At 64.1% G+C, this 24,576-nt stretch carries 25 protein-coding genes; 21 read left to right on the top strand and 4 right to left on the bottom strand.

Annotation, left to right across the window (positions count from 1 at the left end; all coding sequences use genetic code 11):
- Window positions 1-308 precede the first annotated feature (308 nt).
- The 4 genes from CK219_RS25370 to CK219_RS25355 all read left to right on the top strand — a co-directional run bounded on the left by CK219_RS25370 (window position 309) and on the right by CK219_RS25355 (window position 3,939).
- Window positions 309-665 carry a hypothetical protein gene (locus tag CK219_RS25370; protein ID WP_245340614.1) on the top strand — a complete coding sequence of 119 codons (357 nt, stop codon included), beginning with the start codon at window positions 309-311 and terminating at the stop codon, window positions 663-665.
- A gap of 416 nt (window positions 666-1,081) precedes the next feature.
- Window positions 1,082-1,633 (top strand): MaoC family dehydratase, encoded by a 552-nt coding sequence (locus tag CK219_RS25365; RefSeq protein ID WP_095769353.1) that lies wholly within the window; start codon window positions 1,082-1,084, stop codon window positions 1,631-1,633.
- Between the two features lie 3 nt (window positions 1,634-1,636).
- Window positions 1,637-2,797 carry a CaiB/BaiF CoA-transferase family protein gene (locus tag CK219_RS25360; RefSeq protein WP_095769352.1) on the top strand — a complete coding sequence of 387 codons (1,161 nt, stop codon included), beginning with the start codon at window positions 1,637-1,639 and terminating at the stop codon, window positions 2,795-2,797.
- A gap of 14 nt (window positions 2,798-2,811) precedes the next feature.
- On the top strand, window positions 2,812-3,939 hold the full coding sequence (locus tag CK219_RS25355) for an extracellular solute-binding protein (RefSeq protein WP_095769351.1): 1,128 nt from the start codon (window positions 2,812-2,814) through the stop codon (window positions 3,937-3,939).
- A gap of 40 nt (window positions 3,940-3,979) precedes the next feature.
- Here the strand turns inward: CK219_RS25355 and CK219_RS25350 are convergent, their stop codons facing one another.
- Entirely contained in the window at window positions 3,980-4,816 is an 837-nt protein-coding gene (locus CK219_RS25350; RefSeq protein ID WP_095769350.1) for an amidohydrolase, read from the bottom strand.
- Between the two features lie 168 nt (window positions 4,817-4,984).
- Complete coding sequence (locus tag CK219_RS25345; RefSeq protein WP_095769349.1) at window positions 4,985-5,773, bottom strand: IclR family transcriptional regulator; 789 nt, start codon at window positions 5,771-5,773, stop codon at window positions 4,985-4,987.
- A 165-nt stretch (window positions 5,774-5,938) separates the two neighbouring features.
- On the opposite strand from CK219_RS25345, the gene CK219_RS25340 reads away from it, so the two are divergent.
- The 17 genes from CK219_RS25340 to ugpC (CK219_RS25260) all read left to right on the top strand — a co-directional run bounded on the left by CK219_RS25340 (window position 5,939) and on the right by ugpC (CK219_RS25260) (window position 22,437).
- Complete coding sequence (locus tag CK219_RS25340) at window positions 5,939-7,255, top strand: sugar ABC transporter substrate-binding protein (RefSeq protein ID WP_095769348.1); 1,317 nt, start codon at window positions 5,939-5,941, stop codon at window positions 7,253-7,255.
- Between the two features lie 120 nt (window positions 7,256-7,375).
- The gene (locus CK219_RS25335) at window positions 7,376-8,272 is read left to right on the top strand and encodes a sugar ABC transporter permease (protein ID WP_095769422.1); all 897 of its coding nucleotides are present in this window, start codon (window positions 7,376-7,378) and stop codon (window positions 8,270-8,272) included.
- A 2-nt stretch (window positions 8,273-8,274) separates the two neighbouring features.
- Complete coding sequence (locus CK219_RS25330) at window positions 8,275-9,141, top strand: carbohydrate ABC transporter permease (protein WP_095769347.1); 867 nt, start codon at window positions 8,275-8,277, stop codon at window positions 9,139-9,141.
- Between the two features lie 5 nt (window positions 9,142-9,146).
- Window positions 9,147-10,244 (top strand): sn-glycerol-3-phosphate ABC transporter ATP-binding protein UgpC, encoded by a 1,098-nt coding sequence (gene ugpC / locus CK219_RS25325; RefSeq protein WP_095769346.1) that lies wholly within the window; start codon window positions 9,147-9,149, stop codon window positions 10,242-10,244.
- A 1-nt stretch (window position 10,245) separates the two neighbouring features.
- Entirely contained in the window at window positions 10,246-11,358 is a 1,113-nt protein-coding gene (locus tag CK219_RS25320; RefSeq protein WP_095769345.1) for a mandelate racemase/muconate lactonizing enzyme family protein, read from the top strand.
- A gap of 11 nt (window positions 11,359-11,369) precedes the next feature.
- Window positions 11,370-11,699 carry an L-rhamnose mutarotase gene (locus tag CK219_RS25315; protein ID WP_095769421.1) on the top strand — a complete coding sequence of 110 codons (330 nt, stop codon included), beginning with the start codon at window positions 11,370-11,372 and terminating at the stop codon, window positions 11,697-11,699.
- Window positions 11,692-12,765 carry a Gfo/Idh/MocA family oxidoreductase gene (locus CK219_RS25310; protein ID WP_095769344.1) on the top strand — a complete coding sequence of 358 codons (1,074 nt, stop codon included), beginning with the start codon at window positions 11,692-11,694 and terminating at the stop codon, window positions 12,763-12,765. Before CK219_RS25315 ends, CK219_RS25310 begins: the two co-directional genes overlap by 8 nt.
- An 8-nt stretch (window positions 12,766-12,773) precedes the next feature.
- Window positions 12,774-13,220 carry a MaoC/PaaZ C-terminal domain-containing protein gene (locus CK219_RS25305; protein ID WP_095769343.1) on the top strand — a complete coding sequence of 149 codons (447 nt, stop codon included), beginning with the start codon at window positions 12,774-12,776 and terminating at the stop codon, window positions 13,218-13,220.
- A gap of 18 nt (window positions 13,221-13,238) precedes the next feature.
- Window positions 13,239-13,970 carry an SDR family oxidoreductase gene (locus CK219_RS25300; protein WP_095769342.1) on the top strand — a complete coding sequence of 244 codons (732 nt, stop codon included), beginning with the start codon at window positions 13,239-13,241 and terminating at the stop codon, window positions 13,968-13,970.
- A gap of 52 nt (window positions 13,971-14,022) precedes the next feature.
- Window positions 14,023-15,300, top strand: a complete 1,278-nt coding sequence (locus CK219_RS25295; protein WP_095769341.1) for an L-fuconate dehydratase — start codon at window positions 14,023-14,025, stop codon at window positions 15,298-15,300.
- A 68-nt stretch (window positions 15,301-15,368) separates the two neighbouring features.
- On the top strand, window positions 15,369-16,028 hold the full coding sequence (locus CK219_RS25290; RefSeq protein WP_095769340.1) for a DUF2161 family putative PD-(D/E)XK-type phosphodiesterase: 660 nt from the start codon (window positions 15,369-15,371) through the stop codon (window positions 16,026-16,028).
- A gap of 134 nt (window positions 16,029-16,162) precedes the next feature.
- On the top strand, window positions 16,163-16,894 hold the full coding sequence (locus CK219_RS25285; protein ID WP_095769339.1) for a FadR/GntR family transcriptional regulator: 732 nt from the start codon (window positions 16,163-16,165) through the stop codon (window positions 16,892-16,894).
- Window positions 16,891-18,111 carry a PLP-dependent transferase gene (locus tag CK219_RS25280; RefSeq protein ID WP_095769338.1) on the top strand — a complete coding sequence of 407 codons (1,221 nt, stop codon included), beginning with the start codon at window positions 16,891-16,893 and terminating at the stop codon, window positions 18,109-18,111. The genes CK219_RS25285 and CK219_RS25280 overlap by 4 nt, the downstream gene beginning before the upstream one ends.
- Before the next feature lie 24 nt (window positions 18,112-18,135).
- A complete protein-coding gene (locus CK219_RS25275; RefSeq protein WP_095769420.1) occupies window positions 18,136-19,413 on the top strand; it encodes a sugar ABC transporter substrate-binding protein in 1,278 nt (425 codons plus the stop codon).
- Window positions 19,414-19,594: 181 nt separating this feature from the next.
- A complete protein-coding gene (locus tag CK219_RS25270) occupies window positions 19,595-20,518 on the top strand; it encodes a sugar ABC transporter permease (protein ID WP_095769337.1) in 924 nt (307 codons plus the stop codon).
- Window positions 20,518-21,366: a carbohydrate ABC transporter permease gene (locus CK219_RS25265; protein ID WP_095769336.1), complete on the top strand. Its 849-nt coding sequence runs from the start codon at window positions 20,518-20,520 to the stop codon at window positions 21,364-21,366. The genes CK219_RS25270 and CK219_RS25265 overlap by 1 nt, the downstream gene beginning before the upstream one ends.
- Window positions 21,367-21,369: 3 nt before the next feature.
- Entirely contained in the window at window positions 21,370-22,437 is a 1,068-nt protein-coding gene (gene ugpC, locus CK219_RS25260) for a sn-glycerol-3-phosphate ABC transporter ATP-binding protein UgpC (protein WP_095769335.1), read from the top strand.
- 9 nt (window positions 22,438-22,446) lie between these two features.
- On the opposite strand, the gene CK219_RS25255 is transcribed toward ugpC (CK219_RS25260), so the two are convergent.
- Complete coding sequence (locus CK219_RS25255) at window positions 22,447-23,298, bottom strand: TIGR01459 family HAD-type hydrolase (RefSeq protein ID WP_095769334.1); 852 nt, start codon at window positions 23,296-23,298, stop codon at window positions 22,447-22,449.
- A complete protein-coding gene (locus CK219_RS25250; protein WP_095769333.1) occupies window positions 23,295-24,572 on the bottom strand; it encodes an FGGY-family carbohydrate kinase in 1,278 nt (425 codons plus the stop codon). Before CK219_RS25250 ends, CK219_RS25255 begins: the two co-directional genes overlap by 4 nt.
- Between the last annotated feature and the right edge of the window lie 4 nt (window positions 24,573-24,576).

The raw sequence follows: 24,576 nt of genomic DNA, 5'->3' as shown, positions 1-24,576 counted from the left end.
CTCCAACGGAAACGAACGCAGCTCGTATCCGGCGAAACAAGCGCCGGAGGAAATCCCTATGCTGGTGGCCGCAACTAGGCTAAGGGCTTCCTGTCAGAGGGATGCTTATGAGAATTCCGGCTTTGGGTGGAAATCCGGCGCAGGGACGTGTTCGATCCGGGCTGCTTGCGCGACAAAACAATCTCTTGCCGATGCTTTGCATTGCGGCCGCGCTTGCTGCTTGTCAATCGACCCCAGACACACAGCCTGTTGCTGACCCGCAACCCGCTCCGGCCGCCGCTCCCGCTCCGGCCTCACCGAATTCGGCGGTGCTGGATGAGGCGGCTGCGGTCGTTCCACCCGGCAAGGGCGTTCCCGCCAGATACGCCGCATTCTCCGGCATATGGGCGGGGCAGCTCAACGGCATGTATGACGGCAAGCTGGCGGTCCTGACCGTGTCTTCAGGCGGGCAGGTGACGGCCAGCTACGCATGGGGCGACCTGGCCGACAACAAGCCGGGTGTGGCCGACGGCTCCGGCAGGATTTCCGGCAGCACGTTGAAGCTCGGGCGCCTGCCGAACGGCGCCGACATCACCGCCACGATGCCGTCGCCGGGAACGCTCAACGTCACCTACGCGCTAGCCGGCCAGACCTATACCGGCTCGTTCGCGCGGATCGGCCAGTGAGCAAAGTCAGTCGCTAAGAACTCCACTCGCTGAGATCAGGATTGAAGCCGGTCCTCGATGATCCGCACGCACATCGGCGTTCTGACCTCGCGGTCTCGGCAAGCTTCTGCACGGCGAGCGTCCACTTGTCGAAAGCGTAGACGCCGCGCCCTGGAAGTAGGGCGCCTCGCGATTGGGGCTGCCAACAAAGGCAAGACAGGCGCTTCGCATCGATCTTCCCTGGCGTCGCCGGCGGCTCCTCCGCTGGTGCCGGCCTTGGCGAAAATTTCGCCGATCGTCGCTTGCAAGGTAATCCCATATATGAAAATATTATTCACAAAAGAAAACAGTGGGAGGAAAGCGACCATGCATCTCGCCATCCGGCACCGCGCCCGGAACCGCCTTGCAGGCCGCGCCGGAAGCTCCCGGAGAGGATCATGAGCGCATTCGCGCCGACCGTCGGTGTCGCCTCGACGCATCCTGCCGACATGCCTGAGGCGCATGCCGAGATCCCTGTCTGGAATTCGGAAAACTGGTTCTACGAGGACTGGCAGGTCGGCCACAAAATCCGCTCGCTTCGCCGCACCATCGCCGAGGGCGAAAGCCATATGTTCAATGCGTTGGTGCTGGATATCCATCCTTACGTGCAGGACCAGATGTTCGCCGAGAAGGAAGGTATCTTCGGCAAGCGGCTGGTGGCGGGCGCCTTCGTCTTCTCGGCCGGACTCGGCCTGGTCGCCACCAATTGCATCAACGCCTTTTCCTATGGCTACGACAGACTGCGCTTCATCAAGCCGGTCTTCATCGGCGACACCATCTATTCGATCCGCACCAACCTCGACAAAAAGCCGCGCTACCGGGATATGGGCCTGATCCGCGCCAGCTATGAAGTCTTCAAGGGTGAAGGGGAGCTGGTGCTCTACTGCGAGCATCTGCAGACGGTGAAATACAAGAACCCGGCCGATTTTGTCGGCAAGACCGAGAAATGAACCGTGGCCGCTGACAAAGAACTTCCGCTGACCGGCCTCGTCGTCGTCGACATGAGCCAGTTCCTGTCGGGACCCTACTGCTCGCTGCGCCTGCTCGACCTCGGCGCGCGCGTCATCAAGATCGAGCGGCCCGATGGCGGCGACCTGTCGCGCCGGCTCTATCTCAGCGACACCGAGATCGGCGGCGATTCCACCATTTTCCACGCCATCAACCGCGGCAAGGAAAGCCTTGCCATCGATTTGAAGAACGAAGCCGACCTCGCCGCGCTGCGCGGTGTGATCGCCAAGGCCGACGTGCTTATCCAGAACTTCCGGCCGGGCGTCATCGAGCGGCTCGGCCTCGACTATGAGCGTGTCAGCACGATCAATCCCCGGCTCGTCTATGCCTCGATCAGCGGTTATGGCGAGGAAGGGCCATGGGTGAAGCGCCCTGGGCAGGATCTGCTCGCGCAGGCTCGTTCCGGCGTGATGTGGCTGAACGGCGACGAGGAGCAGGGACCGGTGCCGTTCGGCCTGGCGATCGCCGATATGCTGGCGGGCGCCGCCTGCGCCCAAGGCATCCTGGCCAAGCTGGTGCGGCGCGGCATCACGGGCGAGGGCGGCCATGTCGAGACCAGCCTGCTCGAGGCGCTGGTCGATTTCCAGTTCGAGGTGCTGACCACGCATCTCAACGACGGCCGCCGTCTGCCGAAGCGCTCGTCCTTCCGCAGCGCCCATGCCTATCTCTCGGCGCCTTACGGCGTCTATCCGGCCAAGGACGGCTACCTGGCGATTGCCATGACGCCGATCCCGAAGATAGCCGACCTGCTCGAATCGCCCGAGCTCGACCCGTTCCGCGACAAGCCGGAGACCTGGTTCACCGCCCGCGACGAGATCAAGGCGATCATCGCCAGGCGCATCGCCGAGAAGACCATCGACGAGTGGCTGGCGGTCCTCGAGCCCGCCGACGTCTGGTGCGCCAAGGTGCTGACCTGGCCGGAACTGATGCAGAGCGATGGCTTCAAGACTCTCGACATGCTGCAGACCGTGACACGCGAGGACAACGTGTCGATCCTCACCACGCGTTCGCCGCTGCGCGTCGACGGCGCGCGCGCCAAGGTGGATCGGGCCGCCCCTCGGATCGGCGAGCACAGCGAGAAAATCCGCGCGGAGTTCGGCCTGTGATCCGGTTGAAAGGCATGACCTGGAGCCATCCGCGCGGCTATGACCCGATGGTGGCCTGCTCGGCGCTGTGGAAGGAAAAGACCGGCGTCTCGATCGAATGGGAAAAGCGCTCGCTGCAGGATTTCGAATCCTTCCCGGTGGAAGAGCTCGCCCGCGCCTATGATTTGATCGTCATCGACCACCCGCATGTCGGCCAGATCACCGCCGAGAAATGCCTTGCGCCGCTCGATGTGCCCGGACGCGAGGCGGAACGCGAAGCGCTGGCTGCAGCAAGCGTCGGCCAGTCCTATCCGAGCTATACCTGGCAGGGCCGGCAATGGGCTTTCCCGATCGACGCCGCGACCCAGGTGCAGGCCTGGCGGCCCGATCTGATCGAAGCCGCGCCGGCGATCTGGACCGAGGTGCTGGCGCTTGCCGGGCAGGGCCGCGTGCTCCTGCCGCTTCGGCCGCCGCATTCGCTGATGTGCTTCTACACTCTGGCCGCCGATCTCGGCCGGCCATGCATAGTCGACGGTTCGGCCGACCTTGTCGATGGCGAGACCGGCAAAACCGCCTTCGAGATGCTGCGCGAGATCGCAGCGCTTGTCGATCCCGCATGCCTGACGATGGATCCGATCGCCGTCTTCGAGAAGATGGCCAAGCCCGGCTCGCGCATCGCCTGCGCACCGCTGATCTATGGCTATGTTTCCTATGCAGTGGCGGGTTTCCGCCCGCACCGCCTCGCCTTCGCCGACATGCCGGTCGCCAGCGGCAACGGCCCGGTCGGCTCGGCGCTTGGCGGCACCGGCATTGCCGTCTCCGCCTTTTCCGCCCAGCGCCAGGCGGCAATCGACTTCGCCTACTGGATCGCCAGCGGCGACGTGCAGCGCGGCCCTTACGCCGCCGCAGGCGGCCAGCCCGGCCACGCCGCAGCCTGGGAGGACGATGCCGTCAATGCCGCGACCGGCGACTTCTATCGCGCTACGCGGGCGACACTCGAGGGCGCCTGGGTCCGCCCGCGCCATGACGGCTACATGGCCTTCCAGCAGCTGACTTCGGACCGCATCAATGAAGGCCTTGCCGGCCGGCAGGACGCCGGCCACGTCGTCGCCGACATCAATCGCCTGTTCCGGGAGAGTTTCGCGCCAGCCGCCGCCGGCTAGATGTGCCGATCGCCGCCGCGACGCTCGGCGAGCTTGACGTCTATATCCGCCACAGCCGGCGTGCATTGCCCGAGAGCAGGCGGGTCCGCTCTGAATCGCTTGCACCGGCCAGCAGCGCATGCGTGGCGGCGATCCAGGTCGTCAGCCCGCCGCCCAACGTGCAGACCGGCCAGTCGCTGCCCCAGATCACCCGGTCCCAGCCGAAGCACCGGATCGTGTGCTCGACATAGGGCCGGAGCGTCTCGACCGTCCACGTCGCCGGATCGGCATAGGCGACGACGCCGGAGATCTTGGCCGTGACGTTGGGCCGCTTGGCAATTGCTTCCATATGCTCGCGCCACGGATGCTCGGCATTGCCCTTGATGTCGGGCACGCCGCAATGATCGAGGACGAACTGGACGTCCGGGGCGAGGTCGGCGAGCGCCATTGCCTTTGGGATCTGATGCGGCAGCACCACAAGATCGAATGTCAGGCCGGTGCCGGCCAGCCGCTTGATGTTCTGGCGAAACAGCGCGCCTTCCGAGACATCGTCGGGAACGACATGCAGCACGCGGCGGAAACCCTTGACGAACGGCTCCGCCTTGACCGTTTCCAGATAAGCCTCGAAACCGGCCTCCTCGGGCCGGCAGGAGGCGATCGCGCCCTTGACTAGGCTGCCCGCCTGGCCGGCGATCGACTTGACGTGCGCCGTCTCGGCGGCGATGTCGGCGGGGTCGACGTCGACCTCCATGTGCAACACGGCTTCAATGCCTGAGCGCCGCGCATCGGCTGCATATTCGGCATAGGAGAAATCGCGGTTCAGCGCCGGCACGCCGGACAGCCACGGATAGCGAAGCGCGCCCTGGTCTATGAGGTGCAGATGCGTGTCCATGATCATGGCGGCGTATCCTCCGTGGCCTGGAGAATGATCCTGAAAAGTTGCAGACTTTTCGGATAAGATCATGCTCCAAAAAAACAAAGTGTTAGGACGGGATGACCGGCTGCTTTGGGTTCATCCCGCTCCAGGACACTATCTCGCCGAAAAATCTATTATTCAAATAAGAAATTACGACGATTGTGGCACATCCGACCCGGCGAGCTGCGAGAGCCTTGCCGCTGCATCCTGCAGATGCCGGATCGTCAGTGTGATGTCCGGCGCCGTGGGCGCGTTGACTAAGGTGATGTAGGGAATGGTCAGCGCCGCGATGGCTCTGCCGTCCGGCCCCAGCACCGGCGTCGAAAGATTGTAGACGCCGGCGGTCTGCAGCGACGCCATCATCTCGTAACCGCGGTCGCGCACCTGGTCGAGGCGGGCGAAGAATTCCGGCGTCAGGTTGAGATGCTCAGTGCTCTGCAGATGCTCGGCGATCATCATCTTGCGCTCTTCGGGCGAGCGGAAGGCAAGCAGCACATGGCCGGAACCGGTGTCGAACAGGCTGATATGCGAGCCGACGCGGATCGAGATGCCCCAATAGCGCGGCGCTTCCTGCTGCGCGATGACCACGGCGGCGCCCCGGTCGAACACCACCAGCTGGTTGGCCTGCGATGAGGTTTCGGCCAGCTCCCGCATGATCGGCGTCGCATAGGACACCAGCCGGCGAACCGGTGCGTGCAATTGCGCGAGGCCGAAGAGCTTGAGCGTCAGCGAGTAACGGTCGCCGTCGATCTTGGTGACATAGCCGCGCCGCACCAGGCGGTCGAGCATGCGGTAGAACTCGTTCGGGCTGCGGTCGAGCCGCTTTGCGATCTCCGCCTGCGTCAGCCCTCCGTCCACGCTGGACAACAACTCAAGAATGTCCAGCCCCTTGTCCAGCGCCGGCGCGCGGTAGCGGTCCCCGTCTTCTTCCTCTGCCACCCGTCCCTCCAGTGAATTTCGATCTGCATATATGCATGAACTTCATTCCGCTGGAAGCACAATCGGCTTGACCCGGGAATGAAAATGCTATTTGCATATGAATGAAGCTCAAGCGACCGGTCGCGCACTCGGCAGGCCGTCGCTGCGAGCCCATGGGAGGAGAACATGACGAGACTGGTTCTAGGCATTTCCGCCGGCCTGGCTGGCCTGCTGCTGAGCGGCACTGCGTTTTCGGCCGAACTGCCCGGCAAATTTCCTGGCGCGACGATCGACGTGAAGCTGATCGGCGGCCAGCAATATGAAAAGCTCTACGAGCGCATCCCCGAATGGGAGAAGGCGACCGGCGCCAAGGTCAACATCCTGACCAAGAAGAACGGCTTCGATATCGACAAGGAGCTGAAGTCCGACATCGCCTCGGGCAGCACCAACTGGTGCGTCGGCTGGAACCATTCTTCCTTCGCGCCGCAATATACCGGCCTTTACACCGACCTCAGCAAGCTCTTGCCGAAGGAAGAGATCGACGCTTTCGTGCCCTCCACGATCAAGGCCGCGACCATCGACGGCAAACTCGAGATGCTGCCGCGCGCGCAGTTCGACGTCTCGGCGCTCTATTACCAGAAGAACCTCTACGAGAACGCCGACAACAAGACCAAGTTCAAGGCCAAATACGGCTATGACCTTGCGCCGCCCGACACCTGGAAGGAAGTCACCGACCAGGCCGAGTTCTTTGCCAACCCACCCAATTTCTACGGCACGCAGTTCGCCGGCAAGGAAGAGGCGATCAACGGCCGCTTCTATGAGATGGTGGTCGCCGAGGGCGGCGAATATCTCGACAAGGATGGCAAGCCCGTCTTCAACTCCGAGGCCGGTATCCGTGCGCTGGACTGGTTCGTCAATCTTTACAAGGCCAAGGCCGTGCCGGCCGGCACCACCAACTATCTCTGGGACGATCTCGGCCAGGGCTTTGCCTCAGGCACCGTGGCGATCAACCTCGACTGGCCGGGCTGGGCCGGCTTCTTCAACGACCCGAAGTCCTCGAAGGTCGCCGGCAATGTCGGCGTGAAGGTCGCGCCCAAGGGGTCTTCCGGCAAGCGCACCGGCTGGTCGGGTTTCCATGGCTTCTCAGTGACCGAGAACTGCCCGAACAAGGAAGCCGCCGCCTCTCTGGCGTGGTGGCTGACCAATGAGGACAGCCAGAAGCTGGAAGCCGCCGCCGGCCCGCTGCCGACCCGCACCGCGGTCTGGGACTGGGACCTGAAGCAGGCTGAAAACGATCCGTACAAGAAGGAGGTTCTGGCCGCCTTCCAGGAAGAAGCCAAGCACGCCTTCGCCGTGCCGCAGACGCCTGAATGGATCGAAATCTCCAACGCCGTCTACCCGGAGCTGCAGGCGGCGATCCTTGGCGACAAGACGTCCAAGCAGGCCCTGGACGAGGCGGCCGCCAAGGCGACGCAGATCCTTCAGGACGCCGGCAAGCTCTAAGCAGCGCTCCCAAGGCTGCCTCCCCCATCGTGAATGGGGGAGGCGACAGCGTCTTCTCTGACTTTCCGCTGGCCATGCCCGTGGCGGCCCGAAATGAATGCAATACACCACAGGATCCTGATGAAGGGCTTCAAGCCATCCGCGCCGTTCCTGCTGCTGCTTCCGGCCATGGTCGTGCTGGCGGCTGTGGTGGTGCTACCGTTGATCCTGTCGCTCTATTCCAGCTTCACGCCCTTCCGCCTGACGCGGCCCGAGACCTTCTTCGTCTTCGTCGGCTTCAGGAACTATCTGTCGATCCTCACCAATGCGGATTTCTGGTGGGCCTTCGGCCGCACCGTTCTGTTGCTCACCATCGCGCTGAACCTCGAGATGCTGCTCGGCCTCGGCTTGGCCATGCTGGTCGAGAAGGCAACGCGCGGCCAGCGCATCCTGCGCACGCTGATGATGTTCCCGATGATGTTCTCGCCGATCCTCGTCGGCTTCCAGTTCAAATTCATGTTCAACGACAATATCGGCCTGGTGAACAATGCGCTGCAGTCGCTGGGCATCACTGAGGACGCCATCCCGTGGCTGATCGAAGGCCATCTCGCCTTCATCGCCATCTCGATCGCCGAGATCTGGTCGTCGACCTCGATCTTCGCGATTCTGATCCTGGCTGGCCTGCTCGCCATGCCCAAGGAGCCGATAGAGGCGGCCCGCGTCGATGGCTGCACGCCCTGGCAGACCTTCCGCTGTGTCACATGGCCCTTCGTCATGCCCTTCGCCTATATCGCCATGACGATCCGTTCGCTGGACGTGGCGCGCGCCTATGACATCGTCAAGATCATGACCGACGGCGGCCCGGCCGGCCGCACAGAGCTGTTGTGGACGCTGGTCGGGCGCACCGCCTACAGCGATGCCCGCATGGGCCTCGCCAATGCCATGGCCTATTTCTCGATCCTGCTGTCGATCGCCTTCACCGTCTATTTCTACAACAAGCTCGCCGCGGCGCGTGCGCAGATCGGCGCTGAGTGGTGAGAATGGACGAGAACGCCTCCGCCCGCCTCACGCGCCGCGCGCTCACCGTCGCGCACCGCGTCGGCCTATTCCTTGCCATGCTGGTGATCTGCCTGCCGGGCATCTGGATCGTGCTGTCGTCGCTGAGGCCCACGGTCGAGATCATGGCCAAGCCGCCGGTCTGGATTCCGCAGCAGCTGTCCGTCGACGCTTATGTCGCCATGTTCAGCGGCATCGGCAAAGGCGGCATCCCGGTGCTCGACTATTTCCGCAACTCGCTGGTCATCTCGGTCACCTCGACGGCGATCGCGGTGGCGATCGGCATGGCCGGCGGCTACGCCTTCGCGCGCTACCGTTTCCGCGGCAAGTCGGGCATGTTCCTCGGCCTGATGCTGACGCGCACCGTACCTGGCATCGCGCTCTCGCTGCCCTTGTTCTTCCTCTATGTGCGGCTGGGCATCATCGACACTCATATCGGCATGATCCTGGCCTATGTCGCGCTCAACGTGCCGTTCACGATCTGGCTGATCGACGGCTTCTTCCGCCAGGTGCCGAAGGACCTTGCCGAAGCCGCGCAGATCGACGGCTGCACGCGCTGGCAGGCGTTCTGGCAGGTCGAATTTCCGCTGGCGCGTCCGGGCATCGCCTCGGCCGCCATCTTCGCCTTCCTAACCTGCTGGAACGAGTTCGCTTTGGCCTCGCAGCTCACTCGTTCCGTTAATTCCAAGACGCTACCGGTCGGGCTGCTCGACTATACGGCCGAGTTCACCATCGACTGGCGCGGCATGTGCGCGCTGGCCGTGGTAATGATCATCCCGGCGCTGGCCCTCACCTATATCGTCCAGAAACACCTCGTCGGTGGCCTGACCTCCGGCGCGGTGAAAGGTTGATTTCCATGGCAACGGTTTCGCTGAAACAGCTCACCAAGCGCTACGGCAACATGGAGATCGTCCACGGCATCGATCTCGAGATCGCAGACCGCGAATTCATCGCGCTGGTTGGCCCGTCCGGCTGCGGCAAATCGACGACCTTGCGCATGATCGCCGGCCTCGAGGATATCACCGGCGGCAACATCGATATCGGCGGGCGCATGGTCAACGACCTGCCGCCGCGCTCGCGCAACATCTCCATGGTGTTTCAGTCCTATGCGCTCTACCCGCACATGACGGTGCGCGAGAATCTCGGCTTCTCGCTCAAGATCGCGGGCGCTGCCAAGGACGACATGGACCGGCGCGTCGCCGAAGCCTCCGCCATCCTCGGCCTGGACGAATTGCTGGAGCGCCGCCCTTCGCAGCTCTCCGGCGGCCAGCGCCAGCGCGTCGCCATGGGCCGCGCCATCGTGCGCGATCCGGATGTCTTCCTGTTCGACGAGCCGCTCTCCAACCTCGACGCCAAGCTGCGCACGCAGATGCGCACCGAGATCAAGAAGCTGCACGCCAAGGTCAAGTCGACGGTGATCTATGTCACCCACGACCAGGTCGAGGCGATGACGCTGGCCGACCGCATCGTCATCATGCGCTCAGGCCATATCGAGCAGGTCGGCACGCCGGACGAGGTGTTCAGCCGGCCTGCGACCCACTTCGTTGCCGGCTTCATCGGCTCGCCGCCGATGAACCTGCACCAGGCGACGGTGAGCGACGGGCGACTGATGTTCGGCGGCGGCGACAGCCTGCCGCTGCCCGGCCAGTTTAAGTCAAAGACGGCTGCCGGCGACAAGGTCGTATTCGGCATCCGCCCCGATGATTTCTATCCGACCGGCCACGGCTTGAGCTCCGGCGGCGAGACCGAAGTCCACCGCGTCGAGCTGCCGGTCAGCATCACCGAGCCGCTCGGCAACGAAACGCTGGTCTTCGCCGAGTTCAACGGCGCCGACTGGGTCTCGCGCATGCTCAATCCGAAGCCGCTGAAAGCAGGTGACAGGATCGGCATGAGCTTCGACCTAAGCCGCGCGCATCTGTTCTCCGCCGAAACCGGCAAGTCGCTGAGGAGCTGACATGGCGAAAATCGAGAAGATCGAGCTGCGCATGGTCGACCTCGTGCCGAAGGTGAAGCGCACCGACGCGATCCAGAGCTTCGTCAGCCAGGAGACGCCGATCGTCACCATCACCGATTCCGACGGCGCATCGGGCACCGGCTACAGCTATACGATCGGCACCGGCGGCTCGTCGGTGATGCGGCTTCTGGCCGACCATCTTGCGCCGCGCCTGATCGGCCGCGACGCCGACCGGATCGAGGCGATCTGGCACGATCTCGAATTCGCCACCCACGCCACCACCATCGGCGCCATCACGGCGATCGCGCTCGCCGCCATCGACATCGCCTTATGGGACCTGCGGGCGAGAAAACAGAACCTGCCGCTCTGGAAGCTCGCCGGAGGCGCCAAGGACCGCTGCCCGCTCTACACCACGGAGGGCGGCTGGCTGCATATCGAGACGCAGGCACTGGTCGACGATGCGCTGGAAGCGAAGACCAAGGGCTTTGCCGGCTCCAAGGTGAAGATAGGCAAGCCGCACGGTTCTGAGGACGTCGCGCGGCTGTCGGCGGTGCGCAAGGCGGTCGGCGACGGCTACGAGATCATGACCGACTGCAATCAGGGTTTTTCCGTCGACGAGGCGATCCGCCGCGCCGAGCGGTTGCGCGATCTCGATCTCGCCTGGATCGAGGAGCCGCTGCCGGCCGACGACATCGACGGCCATGTGCGGCTGTCGAACTCGACCACGACGCCGATCGCGGTCGGCGAGTCGCTCTATTCGATAAGGCATTTTCGCGAGTACATGCAGAAAGGCGGCTGCAACATCATCCAGGTCGATGCCGGTCGCATCGGCGGCATCACCCCTTGGCTGAAAGTCGCCCACGCGGCGGAGGCCTTCGACATGCCGGTCTGCCCGCATTTCCTGATGGAGTTGCATGTCAGCCTGGTCTGCGCCGTCCAGAACGGCAAATATGTCGAATATATTCCGCAGCTCGACGAGTTGACGGGCGACAAGATGCGCATCGAGAATGGCCATGCGCTGGCGCCTAGCGAGCCCGGCATCGGCATCGACTGGGACTGGGATGCCGTGAAGGCAAAGAGCATCGCCGAGTTCACCACGGCGATAGTGAAATAGGGAGACGGATGATGCAGCGCATGGGAATGGTTCTGGGCTTGAAGCCCGAGAAGGTCGAGGAATATGTCCGCCTTCACGCGGCCGTCTGGCCGGACGTGCTGACCATGATCTCGGCCTGCAACATCAAGAACTATTCGATCTACCTGAAGCGGCCGGAGAACCTGCTCTTCTCCTATTTCGAATATCACGGCACCGACTACGCCGCCGACATGGCCAAGATGGCCGCCGACCCCAAGACGCATGAATGGTGGTCGGTCTGCATGCCGTGTCAGGAGCCGCTGGAGACGCGAAAGGAAGGTGAGTGGTGGGCGTCGATGGACGAGGTCTTCCATTATGACTGATGCCTTCGATCCGGCATCGCTGGCGCAGTCCTGGCCGAAGCCTTTAAAACCGCGCTCGATCGTGACGTTCGGCGCCGGCTCGATCGTCGGCGACGCGCATTTTCCCGCCTATCGTAAGGCCGGCTTCCCGATTTCCGGCCTCTACGATCCGGATCAGGCCAAGGCGCAAAAACTGGCCGAGACATGGGGCGTGACGGCGTTCCGTTCGGTCGAGGAAGCGGCTGTGGTAAAGGACGCGATCTTCGATCTCGCCACGCCGCCGGGCCGCCATGCCGAGGTGCTGAAGGCCCTGCCGGATGGCGCTGTGGCGCTGATCCAGAAGCCGATGGGCAATTATCTCGGCGAGGCCACCGAGATCCTCGAAATCTGCCGCGCCAAGCAGCTCAAGGCGGCGGTCAATTTCCAGCTCCGCTTCGCGCCGATGATGCTGGCGCTGAAGGACGCCATTGCCAAGGGATGGCTGGGCGAGGTGGTAGATTTCGACGCGCTTCTGGCGCTCGACACGCCTTGGCAGCTCTGGGAGTTCCTGCTCAAGGCGCCGCGCGTCGAGATCGCCATGCATTCGATCCACTATCTCGACCTGATACGCCAGCTTCTCGGCAATCCTTTGGGCGTGCATGCCAAGACGCTTGGTCATCCCAATCACAAGGTCGCGCAGACGCGCACCAGCGCCATCCTCAACTACGGCGATACGGTGCGCTGCGCGCTCTCGATCAACCACGACCACAAATTCGGGCGCCGCCATCAGGCTTGCGAGTTCCGCATCTGCGGCACCAAGGGCGCAGCCTATGTCAAGCTCGGCCTCAACCTCGACTATCCGCGCGGCGAGCCGGACATTCTGGAAATCTATCCGAAAGGCGGGTCGGAGTGGGTCACCGTGCCGCTCGCCGGCGAATGGTTCCCCGATGCCTTTGTCGGCCGCATGGCCAATGTCCAGCGCTTCGCATCCGGCGAAGACGCGGAGCTGGTCAGCTCCGTCGAGGACGCCTGGCACACAATGGCGCTGGTCGAGGCCGCCTATAAATCGAGTGCCGCGCCGGCGACGCCGCTGGCCGCAAAGCCGTAAGGCCGGACATGGAACAGACCACCTATTTCGAGGACTACGAGATCGGCTCGTCGCGCCTCACCGGCGGCCGCACCATCACCGAGACGGACTTCGTCGTCCATGCTGGCCACACCGGCGATTTCTTCCCGCATCACATGGACGCCGAGTTTATGAAGACCACGCCTTTCGGCCAGCGCATCGCGCATGGCACGCTGGTCTTCTCGGTCGGTGTCGGGCTGACGGCGAGCGTCATCAATCCCGTCGCCTTCTCCTACGGCTACGACCGCCTGCGCTTCATCAAGCCGGTCTTCATCGGCGACACGATCCGCACGCGCACCACCATCGCCGCCAAGGAAGACGACCCCAAACGGCCAAACGCGGGACGCGTCATCGAACACGTCGAGGTTTTGAACCAGCACGACGAGATCGTGCTGGCGGCGGATCACATCTACATCGTCGAGCGACGGCCCGGCTGAAAGACGGAGACAAAGAACATGGCGGATATCACTGGCAAGGTCGTGGTCGTCACGGCCGCCGCGCAGGGCATAGGACGGGCAAGCGCGCTGGCTTTCGCCAAGGCGGGCGCCATCGTCCACGCCACCGACATCAACGAGGCGGCCTTGGCCGAGCTTGGCAAGACGCCTGGCATCACGACGCGAAAACTCGACGTGCTGAACGACGAGGCGGTGAAGGCCGCCTTCGCCGAGATCGGCCAAGTCGACGTGCTGTTCAACTGCGCCGGCTTCGTCCATGCCGGCTCGATCCTGGACATGAAGGACGAGGATCTCGACTTTGCCTTCAATCTTAATGTGCGCGCCATGATCCGCACCATCCGCGCCGTGCTGCCCGGCATGCTGGAGCGCGGCGATGGCTCGATCATCAACATGGCGTCGGTGGCGGGCGCCCCGAAGGGCGTCCCGAACCGCTTCGCCTACGGCGTGACCAAGGCAGCCGTGATCGGCCTGACCAAGTCGATCGCCGCCGACTATGTCGCCAAGGGCATACGCTGCAACGCCGTCTGCCCGGGCACCGTCGAGAGCCCCTCGCTCCAGGGCCGCATGCAGGCGCAGGGCGACTATGAGGCCGCGCGCGCCGCCTTCATCGCCCGCCAGCCGATGGGCAGGATCGGCACGCCGGAGGAGATCGCCGATCTCGCCGTCTACCTGGCCGGCGCCACCTACACGACCGGGCAGGCCTATAATATCGACGGCGGCTGGTCGATCTGAGGCCGTTTCGGCCGCCGGTTGAGTTACGAGGCAAGCCAGTTACGAGGCAGCAATGACCAAAATCACAGACCTCAGAACCTTCGACCTGCGCTTCCCGACATCGCAAAGTCTCGACGGCTCGGACGCGATGAATCCGGACCCGGACTATTCGGCGGCCTATGTCATCCTCGACACCGATGTCCCGTCGCTGAAGGGCCACGGGCTCACCTTCACCATCGGCCGTGGCAACGAGATCTGCTGCGCGGCGATCGAAGCGCTGCGCCACCTCGTCGTCGGCTTGGATCTGGACTGGGTAAAAGAGGATCCCGGCCGTTTCTGGCACCATGTGACCGGCGACAGCCAGCTGCGCTGGATCGGCCCGGACAAGGGCGCCATGCATCTTGCGGTCGGTGCGGTGGTCAACGCCGTCTGGGATCTATGGGCCAAGGAAGCCGGCAAGCCGGTCTGGCGCCTAGTCGCCGAGATGAGCCCGGAAGAGATCCTGCGCATCGTCGATTTCCGCTATCTCACCGACGCCATCACGCCGGCAGAAGCGCTGGAGATTTTGAAGAAGGCCGAGACCGGCAAGGCCGAGCGCATCGCCACGCTCGAGCGCGAAGGCTATGCCTGCTACACCACCTCGGCCGGCTGGCTCGGCTATTCCGACGACAAGCTCAGGCGCCTCTGCCAGGAAGCGGTCGACGATGGGTTCAACCACATCAAGCTGAAGGTCGGGCGCGACCGCGCCGACGATATCCGCCGCCTCAGAATCGCCCGCGAGGTGATCGGGCCGGACCGTTACCTGATGATCGACGCCAACCAGGTCTGGGAGGTCGACCAGGCGATCGACTGGCTCAAGGACCTCGCCTTCGCGAAACCCTTCTTCATCGAGGAGCCGACCAGCCCGGACGACATCGCCGGCCACGCCAGGATCCGCAAGGCTGTCGCGCCGATCAAGGTCGCGACCGGCGAGATGTGCCAGAACCGCATCATGTTCAAGCAGTTCATCGCCGGCGGCGCGATCGACGTCGTGCAGATCGATTCCTGCCGCATGGGCGGGCTGAACGAGGTTCTGGCGGTGCTTCTGATCGCCGCCAAATACCGCCTGCCGGTCTGGCCGCATGCCGGCGGCGTCGGTCTATGCGAATATGTCCAGCATCTGTCGATGATCGACTATATCGCGGTGTCGGGCAGCAAGGACGGACGGGTGATCGAATATGTCGATCACCTGCATGAACATTTCATCGAACCCTGCGTGATCCGCGATGCCGCCTATATGCCGCCCCGTGCGCCCGGCTTCTCGATCGAGATGAAGGCACAGTCAATCGAGGACTACCTGCATCGGCCCTGAAAGGTGACGCTGCAAACTGTTACTACGCCCGCGCGACTGGACCGCTGCGAATCGGCTATGCCTGCCGAATGCAGGAGACTTCCCTCTACGAGCCGGTGAAGCGGTTCCTCGAGAGCCTGGATTTCGCCGTCAAGGGCGAGATCGGCGGCTGCGACGTGGTCGGCGTGCGTGCCGGCGAGCCGCCGGTTGTCGTCATCTGCGAGTTGAAGCTGCAGTTCAACCTCGAGCTCGTCCTGCAAGCCGTCGACCGCGCGGCGGCCTGCGACGAGGTGTGGCTTGCCGCCTATATGTCGGCGCGCGGCAAGGGCCGCGAGCATGACCGCCGCTTCCGCGCGCTCTGCCGCCGCCTCGGCTTCGGCCTGCTAGGCGTCGGCAAGAAGGGCGAGGTGGAGCTGCTGCTCAGTCCGGCCGCCTTGCCGCCGCGCCGGGATCCCAGGCGGCGCTCACGCCTAGTCGAGGAGCATCACCGCCGCAAGGGCGATCCGTCCATCGGCGGCAGCACGCGCAAGAAGCCGATCATGACCGCCTACCGGCAGGAAGCGCTGGCCTGCGCCGCCGCCCTGGCCGACGGTCCGAAACGGCCGCGCGATCTCAAAACCCTCTCGCCGCGCGCCGCCAGCATCCTTCTGCACAATTACTATGGCTGGTTCGCCAGGGCCGAGCGCGGTGTCTACGCGCTGACCGAAGCCGGCCTTGCGGCGATCCAACCTATGTCGGTGACGTTGTAAGAACGATTTGCCGATTCGGCGCTACGAACCGGAAAATCCGCGCCGTTCGGCCAAGCCTCGTTTCGACTGTTGACACGTCCCGCCGCCTGTGCAGAAATTGGTTGGACCATTGAACCACTTTAGGCTCAGCCGGCGTGACCGATTTCCTGCCCCCCATCCAGACCACGGCGCGCGACGACGCGGTGCTGAAGGCCCTGGCGGGGTTCGTGCGGCAGGAGGCTCTGGGTCCCGGCGAGAAGCTGCCGACCGAGCGCATCCTGGCCGAACGCCTCAAGGTCAGCCGCAACACGGTTCGCGAGGCCCTGACCCGCTGGGAGGGTCTCGGCCTCGTCGAGCGGCGGCAGGGCTCGGGCACTTATCTCAAGGCCGCCGTCTCCCCTGATATGCTGCACATGCCGCTGACGCTGTCCGGCGGCAATGATTTTGCCGGCCTGATGCGCACGCTGGAGATCCGCCGGGCCCTTGAGGCCGAGGCGGCGGCCCTTTGCGCCATCCGCGGCGGCAAGGCCGAGATCGCCGAGATCGAGCGCAAGCTCGACATCATGGAAGAGGCCTTCCGCACCCGCGCCGGCATGTCCTCGGAGGAAGACTGGGAGTTCCACCAGGCGGTCTACCGCGCCTCCGGCAATCCGCTGTTCGAGCAGATCATCAGCGCCATGTATGAGCTCTTCCACCGTTTCTGGGAGCATCCACTCGGCGTGCGTGACTTCGGCCATGCCAGCTTTCCCTACCACCGCACCATCTTCGACCGCATCGCCGCGCATGATCCGGAAGGCGCCCGCGCCGAGGCGCTGAAGCTCATCGCCACCGTTGAGGACGATCTGAAGCGCGGTGCCGCCAACCTCAAGCTTTCGGACCGCAGATGAACGAGCAGCCCAACACCTTCGACCCGGCCCCGCTGGCCGGCGACTATCTCGGCGAGGCGGCGACCTTGCTGGCGCATGACGATCCGTTTCCAGGCGGCGCCGTGGTGCCGCCGATCTACCAGACCTCGCTTTTCACCTTCGCCAATTACGCCGACATGGCCGACACCTTTGCCGGCAGAAGGAAGCAGCCGATCTATTCCCGCGGCGATAACCCGACGGTGATGGAGTTCGAGGCGCGCGTGGCGGCGCTCGAAGGCGCAGAGGCCGCGCGCGGCTTCTCGAGCGGCATGGCGGCGATCAGCGCTACGGTGCTCGCTTTTGTCGGCGCCGGCGAGCGTATGGTTGCCGTGCGCAACTGCTATGGCGACGCCTACCGCCTGTTCGAGCGGCTGTTCCCGCGCTTGCACATCAAGGTCGATTATGTCGACGGCTCCGATCCTGACGCGGTTGCCGCGGCACTTCCCGGCGCCAAGCTGCTCTACCTCGAAAGCCCGACCTCGATGATGTTCGAGCTGCAGGACCTGGAGCATCTGACCCGGCTGGCGAAGGAGCGGGGTATCGTCACCACCATCGACAATTCCTGGGCGACGCCCGTCTTCCAGAAGCCGATCTCGCATGGCGTCGACCTGGTGCTGCATTCGGCCTCGAAATATCTGGGCGGCCACAGCGACACCGTCGCCGGCGTGGTGGCGGGTTCGGCCGCCCACATCAAGCACATCAACGAGCAGACCTATTCCCAGCTTGGCGGCAAGCTGTCGCCCTTCGAAGGCTGGCTGTTGCTGCGCGGCTTGCGCACGCTGCCGCTGCGCCTGCCGCACCACATGAAGAGCGGGCTCATCATTGCCGAGCGGCTGAAGGCGCATGGCAAGGTCGAGCGGGTCAACCACCCCGCCTATTCCAACCACCCCGGCAAGAAGACTTTAGCCGGCTATGCCGGGCTGTTCTCCTTCGAGGTCACCGAGGATGTCGACATCCCGACCTTCGTCGACGCGCTGAAATATTTCCGCATCGGCGTCAGCTGGGGCGGCCATGAAAGCCTGGTCGTGCCGGCCAAGGCCTCGCTCGAGCAGACGCCGGGCATCAATTCGATGGCGCGCTTCGGCGTCAGCCCTCGAACCATCCGCTTCAACGTCGGATTGGAAAATGTCGAGGACCTCTGGGCCGACATCGCCCAAGCCTTCGACAAAAGTAAAGCCTTCGACAAATCAAAAAAATAGTCGTCCAAAATGGGAGTCCCGAAGATGAAAAAACTGACCTTCATGTTAGCCGCCGTAGCCGGCCTGGCGATTTCCGCCAGCGGCGCGCTGGCCGATACCACCATCAAGCTGGTCGAGGTCATCACCAGCCCGCCGCGCACCGAATTCCTGAAGAAGCAGATCGCCGAATTCGAGACCGCTAATCCGGGCATCAAGGTGGAAGTGGTCTCGCTGCCCTGGGGCCAGGCCTTCGAGAAGTTTCTCACCATGGTACAGGCCGGTGACACGCCCGACGTCGTCGAGATGCCGGAACGCTGGATGGGCCTCTATGCCAACAACGGCCAGCTCGAGGATCTCGGTCCCTTCATGGCCAAATGGCCCGACGCCAAGACGCTCGGCGACCGCGCCAAGCAGTTCGGCTCGACCGTCGACAATACCCAGTTCATGATTCCCTATGGCTATTATGTGAACGCGCTGTTCTGGAACAAGAAGCTGTTCAAGGAAGCCGGCCTAGACCGTCCGCCGGAAAACCTCGACGAGTTCGTCTCCTTCTCCAAGAAGATCTCCGCCATCCCCGGCAAATACGGCTACTGCCTGCGCGGCGGCCCCGGCGCCTTCAACGGCATGCACATGTTCATGAACATCGCCGACGGCAAGGGCGGCTATTTCACCGATGACGGTGTCTCGACCATCAATGACGAAGGCTCGGTCAAGGGCCTGCAGATGCTGGCAGACATGTACAAGAACGGTCTGGCGCCGAAAGATTCGGTGAGCTGGGGCTTCAACGAGACGGTGACCGGCTTCTACTCCGGCACCTGCGCCATGCTGAACCAGGATCCCGACGCGCTGCTCGGCATCGCCGACAAGATGAGCGCCGACGACTTCGCTGTGGCGCCGCTTCCCGTGGGTCCGAGCGGTAAGTCCTACCCGACGCTGGGCTATGCCGGCTGGGCGATGTTCGCCAATTCCCAGCACAAGGACGAGGCCTGGAAGCTGATGGCCACACTGCTGTCGCCCAAGGACAATCTGGAATGGGCCAAGGAAGTCGGCGTCGTGCCGATCCACAATGGCGCCGACCAGGATGCGCATTTCAAGACCGAGCAGTTCAAGGGCTGGTTCACCGAGCTCAGCGACAGCTCCAAATACGAAATGGTGACGCCGCCGACGCATCTGGAGAACCTCGGCAACTTTGTCGACCAGGTGGCGATCAAGAATTTTCAGGAAGTGCTGCTCGGCCAGAAGCAGGCCAAGGACGTGGCCGACGAATGGGCCAAGTTCCTGACCAAGGAACAGCAGGACTGGATGGCCAAGAACAAGAAGTAAGCTTCTTTCCTTCTCCCCGTTTACGGGGAGAAGGTGTCACGAAGTGACAGATGAGGGGCGGCGCCACACCTTCATAAGTTCGCGCTGCCCCTCATCTGCCTGCCGGCATCTTCTCGTGTTGAACGGGGAGAAGGACTGTCGCCGTCCCCGGCACCCACTCACCACCGTAGAGCCAAAACGTATGACCTACGCCGTCTCCGAAATCCGATCCGCCGCCCGGCCGCGAAAGCAACGGCTGAGCAAGGCCGCGATCGAGCCGTGGCTCTATCTATCGCCTGCGATCGTCCTGCTGGTCCTGGTACTACTGGTGCCGCTGATCATCGGCATCAGCTATTCCTTCCGCAAATTCTCGGCCTTCAAGTCGCAATATGTCGGCCTTGCCCAATACCAGGCGATGCTCTCCGACCAGGTGCTCGGCCAGGCGCTGATCAACACGTTGTGGTGGACGGTTGCCAGCCTGCTCTTCCAGTTCTTCCTTGGCCTGGGTCTCGCGCTGCTGCTCGACAAGCCCTTCTACGGCCGCAAGGTCGTCCAAGCGGTGGTATTCCTGCCCTGGGCGGTGCCGTCCTTTCTCTCAGGCCTCACCTGGGCCTGGCTGTTCAACCCGATCATCGGGCCGCTGCCGCACTGGCTGTTCGCGCTTGGCTTGAAGGCCGAGCCGACCAACGTGTTGTCCGATCCCGCCACCGCCATGTGGGGGCCAATCGTCGCCAACATCTGGTTCGGCATCCCGTTCTTCGCCATCACGCTGCTGGCGGCGCTGAAGTCGATCCCCTCCGAGTTGCATGAAGCGGCGGCCATCGACGGCGCTTCGCCCTGGCAGCGCTTCACCAAGGTGACGCTGCCCTTCCTGGCGCCGACCATCGTCATCACCGTCATGCTGCGCACCATCTGGATCGCCACCTTCGCCGATCTGATCTTCGTCATGACCGAGGGCGGGCCGGCCGGCTCGACCAGCACGGTGCCGGTCTACATCTATGTCAGCGCCTTCAAATCGCTGGACAAAGGCTACGCCTCGGCGGTTGCGGTGCTGCTTCTGGTGCTGCTGATCGCCTACGCCATCGGCCTGATCGCCATCCGCCGCACCCTGGTGAGGCACGTCTGATGATCGCCGGTCGCTCCACCTCCTCGCGCATTTTCGGCGGCATCGGTCTCTACGGCGCTATCGCGGCCTACGTGATCTTCGCGCTGTTTCCGATCTTCTGGACGCTCAAGATCTCGGTGACGCCCGAGCGTCTGCTCTATTCGGAAGGCATCACCTTCTGGCCGTCACAGACGACTTTTCAGAACTTCGCCACCGTGCTCGAGGCCTCCGACTTTCCGCGCTATTTCCTCAACAGCGTCATCGTCTCGGTGTCGACGGCCGCCTTTGTCACCGTCATCGCCACGCTTGCCGGCTATGCCATGTCGCGCTTCACTTTCCGCGGCAAGGCGACTTTGGCGATCCTGTTGCTGCTCACCCAGACCTTCCCGCTGGTCATGGTCATTCCGCCGATCTACCGCATCATGGGCGATCTCGGCCTGACCAACAGCCTGATCGGCCTGATCATCATCTACACCGCCTTCAACACCGCCTTCGCAACCTTCCTGATGCAGTCCTTCTTCGACGGCATCCCGAAAGACCTGGAGGAAGCGGCGATGATTGACGGCTGCACCCGCGCGCAGGCGATGCGCCGGGTGATTGTGCCGCTGACCTTGCCCGGCATGGGCGCGACGCTGGGCTTCGTCTTCACCGCCGCCTGGAGCGAGTTGCTGTTCGCGCTTATGCTGATCTCCAGCGACGAGCAGAAGACCTTTGCCGTCGGCCTGCTCACCTTCATCGGCAAGTTCGCCGTCGACTGGGGGCAGATGATGGCGGCCTCCATCCTGGCGCTGATCCCGGTCTGCGTCTTCTTCGCTTTCCTGCAACGCTATCTCGTCACCGGCCTCACCGCCGGCGCGGTCAAAGGATAAAAGATGGCTTCCGTCACGCTGCAAAACGTCGAGAAGGATTACGGCGCGCTGCGCATCCTGCACGGCGTCGATCTCGAGATCGCCGATGGCGAGTTCGTCGTGCTGGTCGGCCCGTCCGGCTGCGGCAAATCCACGCTGCTGCGCATGATCGCCGGCCTGGAGGAAGTTACCGGCGGCAAGATCCATATCGGCGAGCGGCTGGTCAACGACGTCGCGCCGAAGGACCGCGACATCGCCATGGTGTTCCAGTCCTACGCGCTCTACCCGCATATGGATGTCTCCTCCAACATGGGCTTCAGTCTGATGCTGAAGAAGGCCGAGAAGACGACGATCGACGGCAGGGTGGGCGCCGCCGCCAAGCGGCTCGGCCTCGACTCCTATCTCGGCCGCCTGCCGCGCCAGCTTTCCGGCGGCCAGCGCCAGCGCGTCGCCATGGGCCGCGCCATCGTGCGCGACCCGAAAGTGTTCCTGTTCGACGAGCCGCTGTCCAACCTCGACGCCAAATTGCGCGTCCATATGCGCGCCGAGATCAAGGCGCTGCACCAGCAGCTCAAGACCACGTCGGTCTATGTCACCCATGATCAGGTCGAGGCGATGACCATGGCCGATCGCATTGTCGTCATGCATGACGGCTATGTGCAGCAGGTCGGCCGTCCGCTCGAGCTTTACGACCGTCCGGTCAACACCTTCGTCGCCGGCTTCATCGGCTCGCCCGGCATGAATTTCTTGCCGGCTAAGGTCGCCAAGGCTGGCAAGGTCGATGCCGTGCTCGCCGATGGCCAGAAGCTGCGGCTGCCGGATGGCCTGCCGCTCAGCGACGGCGATGACCTCACCATCGGACTGCGGCCGGAACACATCAAGCTGGTCGACGACGGCGCGCTGAAGGCCGAGGTCGAGGTGGTCGAGCCGCTCGGCCTGTCGACGCAGTTCTATGTCAGGCTGGCCAACCAGCAGGTCTGCGTCTTCGTCATGGGCCGCAGCGATGTGAGGCCGGGCGACATCATCCGCCTCGGCGCCGATCCGGCTGCGCTGCATCTGTTTGATCCGAAGAGCGGAAACCGGATTGGATAGGTCCGCGGATCAGCGCCAGCGGAAAGCGCCCAGAGTGTAGTCAGGCCACGCGCCAAAGTCTGCGAACAGCCCCGTCAGGTCGCTCCTGTCGGCCAATATTCCCGTCATCACCAGCGCGGTCGACACGCCGGCCGCGTTGCCGCCGGCTATATCGTGCTCGACACTGTCACCGACACAGATCACATCGCTGAGTGCCGGATGTCCCGCAAGCGCCAGCGCCGCCTCATAGATCGCCGGATAGGGCTTGCCGATACGGGTGACGCTGCCGCCGAGCTGTTCGTAAAGATCGGCGATCTCGCCGGCGCCGAAGCCCGGTCCGACCGCGGTCAGCATGATCCGATCGGGGTTGGTGCAGAAGCACGGCACCTTCCGCGCCGCCGCCGGGCCGAGAAGTCTTCGGTAGTGGTCGAGGTCGTACCGGTCGCCTTCACTGGCCGCGATCAGCACCAGATCGGCGTCATCGCCGCGCTCGGTCAGAACGAGTGGCAGGCCCTCGATCGCCGAACGGTCCTCGTCGCGGCTGATCAGCAGGCATCTTGTGCCAGCCCGCAGCGCGCCCGAGTCCGCCATGTTTCGGAAGATGCGCCAAGCCACCTCGCCGGATGAGACGAAATGATCCCAGCTTCCCGCTTCGAAACCAAGCTTCAGCAGCCGCCTTTCGTTTGGCTCCGCCCGCTTGCCGGAATTCGAGATCAGCGCCACGGTCTTGCCGGCGCGCTTCAGCGCCGACAGGGCTTCGACCGCGCCGGGATAAGGCTGTTGTCCGCCATGCAGCACGCCGAACTGGTCGAGCAGGAACACTTCGTAGCGTTCGGCGAGCGCTGCGATCCCGTCGAGATGCACGGCGTGCTTCGCGCTCACAGCAGCAGCCCCGCCTGCTTTGCGCCCATCAGCGCCAGCCGCGCCGTGCCAGCCGCAGCCTCATCGGAGAGCGCCGGCAGAAAATCGACGCCGAGCTTGCGCCGTCGGATCGCGGTCCAGGCGGCATTGGCGGCGCCGCCGCCGACGCTTCGAACCGAGGTGAGCTTCGGCGCGCCGAGTTCGGCGAGCCTCTGGTAGCCGAGCGCCTCGATGGCCGCGATGCCTTCCAGCATCGCCTTGAGATAGTCGGCGTCCGATTCCGGTCGGGGCAGCAGGCGCGGCTGGAGCGTTGGATCGGTGACCGGAAAACGTTCGCCGGTCGAACCGAGCGGATAATAGTCGAGGCCGGTCTCCGTCGCGGGATCGATTGCGGCGCTGAGTTCGACGATGCGCGCGAGCGAAAAATGCTGGGCGAGCACCTTGCCGCCGGTGTTCGACGCGCCGCCCGCGAGCCAGGCATCGCCGAGCCGGTGGCTGTATATGCCGTAGCGCGGCGCCGAGATCGGCCGGTCGGACAGGATCTTGATGGTCAGCGACGATCCGAGAGCGGTGACACCGTCGCCCGCGGCCGCCGCGCCCGTCGCCAAGAAAGAGGCGCAGCCGTCCGTGGTGCCGGCGACCACCGCGACATCGCGCGGCAACCCGAACAGGTCGGCGGCGGCGGCCGTAAGCCTGCCGGTCACGCTACCCGGCCTGACAATGGTGGGCAGAAGCTCCACGCGCATGCCGGTCGCCGCGATCCATTCCGGCCAGCGGCGCGCCTCGGCATCGTAGCCGGTCTTCAGGCTGTTGTTCTCGTCGCTGATGTCGAAGCGGGCCGAGAATTGCCCGGCAATCCAGTCGGCCTGGTGCAGCACGGCGTGGATGCCAGGCAGGCGCTGGAACCAGAGCGCCTTGGCGAGACCGGAGGTCGCCCCATGCGCAGCACTTGCCTCCGGCGCCGTGCCGGCGATCACGGCGAGGATGGCCGCATCCGGAACCTTGTCGTTGTACATCAGCGGCTCGGCCAGCGGCCGTCCGGCGTCGTCGGTCGGCAGCACGGTTCCCGACGTACCGTCCACGGCGATCGCGCGCACAGCCATGCGATCGATGCGCGAAAAAAGCTCGTGCAGTGTCGCTTCGACGGCGGCCCACCAAACGGCCGGATCGCGGCCGTTCGCGCCGAAGCGCTCGAGCGGCACGGCGGCGCTCGCGGCGGTGGAGAAGTCCGGACGCATCGCGACGGCGCGCGCTCCGGAGGTGCCGATGTCGATGCCTAATGCAAGAGGCGCCATTCGC

The sequence above is a fragment of the Mesorhizobium sp. WSM4313 genome (genome assembly GCF_002294725.1).
Taxonomy (GTDB): Bacteria; Pseudomonadota; Alphaproteobacteria; order Rhizobiales; family Rhizobiaceae; genus Mesorhizobium.
This window is presented reverse-complemented; position numbering and strand designations above follow the sequence as displayed.